The sequence below is a fragment of the Bradyrhizobium guangdongense genome (genome assembly GCF_006483445.1).
In the GTDB taxonomy this organism is placed as follows: domain Bacteria; phylum Pseudomonadota; class Alphaproteobacteria; order Rhizobiales; family Xanthobacteraceae; genus Bradyrhizobium; species Bradyrhizobium guangdongense_A.
Genome location: NZ_PPPT01000045.1, coordinates 1 through 3,299 on the forward strand (window position 1 = coordinate 1; position 3,299 = coordinate 3,299).

Sequence of the window (3,299 nt, forward strand, 5' to 3'; positions counted from 1 at the left end):
GAGCTCGAGGACGCGATCGACGTCGAGGACGACCATGAGCTGTCCGTCGAGGCGGTGGACGCCGCCTGCGAGTTTTGCCATGCGGGGGTCGAGGTTGACGGGGTTTTCCTCCTTGCCGTCCTCGGGCAGGCGGAGCACCTCGCCGATCTGGTCGATCATGAGGCCGTAGGATTCACCGCGCAGGTCGACGCCGACCGCCATCGGGATCTTGCCGTCCTCAGGCCTCGGCAGGCCGAGGCGGGCGCGCATGTCGACCACGGTGACGATGCGGCCGCGCAGGTTCAACACGCCGGCGATCTCGCGGGAGGACAAGGGAACGCGGGTGACGCGCTCCGGCATGAACACGTCCTGCACGCGGGAGATCGGCAGGCCGAAGAGCTGGCCACCGATCATCGCGGTGACGTATTCGACCATGGTGCCTTCGGCGGATTGGGTCTTGCTGCTCATTGGATATCCTTGTCCCTATCCTGCTTAGGCCGCTGCCCGGTTCAGCTCGGAAGCGCCGGCCGCGCCCGCGGTCTGCTCCTTCAGTGCCGCGATCAGGCCGGGGCGGTCGAACTTTGCGACATAGTCGTGGAAGCCGGCCTGGCGGCCCCGCTCGATCGCCGCCGGCGACACCAGCGCCGAGAGGCCGATGATCGGCATCGAACCAAAATTGTTGTCGGAGCGGATGGTCTCGGCGAACTCGAACCCGTTCATGTCGGGCATCTCGATGTCGGTCAGCACCACGTCAAAGGTCTGCGAGCGCAGGGCAGCAAGGCCCTCCTGCGCGGTCGGGGCGGTGCGGACGCGATAACCGGCGGCCTTCAGGACCGGCGCCAGCATGTTGCGGAAGAAGGCGGAATCATCGACCAGCAGCACCGACTGCGACGCCATCGACGGCTTCATCTCCTTGCGGGTGAACCAGTCGGCAAAGGCCATCGGCAGGAAGTGGCCGACGTCGATCACCTCGGTGGCCTGGCCCTTGATCACGGCCGAGCCCAAAATGCCCTGGCTGGAGCCGCCGACCTCGATGTTGAGCCGTTCCTCGACGATGTCGATGATCTCGTCGACGACGAGGCCCATGGAGCGGCCGTCATCGGCAAACACCAGGATCGGCTGCGCGCCCTGGGTGGCGATGGTGACGCCCTCCATGGCCACCAGCGGCATGAGCTGCTCGCGGTACTGCACCATGTAGCGGCCGTTGCTGAACTCGATCTTGTCGGCAGGCAGCTCTTCCAGGCGGGTGACGAGCCCGAGCGGGACCGCCTTGGGCTGGGAGGAGCCGGCGCGGAACACCAGCAGCGAGGTGGTCTGCTCGCCCGAGCCGATGTGGTGGGCGGAGGCCTCATCGCCCATGTCATGGGCCGAGGAGCCGGAGGCGCCGAGCGCCTTGGCAATGCCGTTGGGGTCGATGATCATGATGACGGCGCCATCGCCCAGGATGGTGTTGCCGGAGAACATGTCGATGTGACGCAGCTTGGTCGACATCGGCTTGACCACGATTTCTTCGGTGTGGAAGACGCCGTCGACCACGATGCCAAAGGTCTGGCTGCCGACCTGCGTCACCACGATAAAACCGTTCTCGGGATCGCTGGCCGCGCCGTCGTCGATCTTGAGGAGCTTCTTCAGGTGGATCAGCGGCAGCAGCTTGTTGCGCAGGCGCAGCACGGCCGTGTCCTTGATGCGCTCGATGCGGTGCTCGCTGTTGGCGCGGGCACGCACCAGCTCGACCACCGAGAGCTGCGGGATGGCAAAGCGGTCACCGGCGGCTTCGACGATCAGGGCGGAGACGATGGCCAGGGTCAGCGGGATCTTGATGGTGACGGACGAGCCTTCGCCGGCCACGCTCTTGATGTCGATGGTGCCGCCGATCTGGTCGATGTTGGTGCGCACCACGTCCATGCCGACGCCGCGGCCCGAGACCGAGGTGATGGCGGCCGCGGTCGAGAAACCCGGGGCGAAGATGAACTTGTGGATCTGGGCCTCAGACATCTTCTCCAGCTCGGCCTCGCTGACGAGACCCGAGGAGAGCGCCTTGGCCTTGATCTTCTCGGTGTTGAGGCCGCGGCCGTTGTCGGCGATGCAGATGATGATGTGGCCGCCCTCGTGATAGGCGGACAGACGAATGGTGCCCTGCTCGCCCTTGCCGGCGGCGAGCCGCTCGGCGGGCGTCTCCAACCCGTGGTCGGCGGAGTTGCGCACCATATGGGTGAGCGGGTCCTTGATCAGGTCGAGCACCTGGCGGTCGAGCTCGGTGTCGGCGCCGTGCATCTCCAGCTCGATCTGCTTGCCGAGTTCGCTCGACAGATCCCGGACGATGCGGGGCAGTTTCTGCCAGGCGTTGCCGATCGGCTGCATGCGCGTCTTCATGACGCCTTCCTGCAGCTCGGCGGTGACGTTGGAGAGGCGCTGCAGCGGCACCTTGAACTCGGTGTCCTCGTTGCGCCTTGAGATCTCCAGGAGCTGGTTGCGGGTCAGCACCAGCTCGGAGACCATGGTCATCAGATGCTCCAGCGTATCCACGTTGACGCGGATCGACTGGTTGGCGATGCGGTCGCCCTCGACGAGGGTCTCGTCCGCCATCGACTTCTTGGCGGCGGCCTTTTCCCGGAGCGCCTTGGTCTCCTTGGCGGTGTCCTTGGCGGCGGGCGCCGGCGCCTCAGCGGCGGGCTCGGCCTTCACTTCGGCCTTGGCGACCGGCGCCGGGGCTTCGATCGCGGTCTCGCGGAAGGCACGCTCGAGCTCGTCCAGCGACACCTCACCCGGACGCAGCGGACGTTCCAGGGTCTGATCGATCAACGTGCCCTGCGTCATCTCTTTCCCCTTGGCTTCAACGGGAGCAGCAGCCGGCGCTTCAGGCGCGAGCGGCGGAGCATCTGCAACAGAAGCAGCGGTGCCAGCAGCCGGCATCGGCTGCGCCGAGCCTGACATCGCGGCCATGCCCTGCTCGACCATCGCTTCCAGCTTGTCGATGAGGTCGCGGTCGTTGCCTTCGGGCTCGGCTTCGGTGGCTTCAAGGCCGGCGAGGATTTCCTTGATGCGGTCGATCGACGACAGGATCACCGTCACGGCTTCGGCCGTCACCGGCATGCCGTCGCGGAATTTGCCCATCAGCGTCTCGCCGGCATGGGCGAGAGCTTCCAGACGCGGCAAGCCAAGGAAGCCGCAGGTACCCTTGATGGTGTGGACGAGGCGGAAGATGTTATCCAGGATCTTTGCGTTGTTCGGCTCCTGCTCGAACTTCACAAGCTGGTTGTCGACGGTGTCCAGGCTCTCGCTGGTCTCCGTCAGAAACTCCCGCAACAGATCATCCATGA

General features: G+C 65.7%; 2 protein-coding genes. Both read right to left on the bottom strand.

Going from position 1 to position 3,299, the window contains the following annotated elements; genetic code table 11:
• Nucleotides 1–447 (bottom strand): chemotaxis protein CheW (locus C2U70_RS07255; protein ID WP_140977324.1); only part of this gene is annotated, 447 nt, incomplete at its 3' end.
• A 24-nt stretch (nucleotides 448–471) separates the two neighbouring features.
• A complete protein-coding gene (locus C2U70_RS07260) occupies nucleotides 472–3,297 on the bottom strand; it encodes a hybrid sensor histidine kinase/response regulator (RefSeq protein ID WP_140977325.1) in 2,826 nt (941 codons plus the stop codon).
• Nucleotides 3,298–3,299 lie beyond the last annotated feature (2 nt).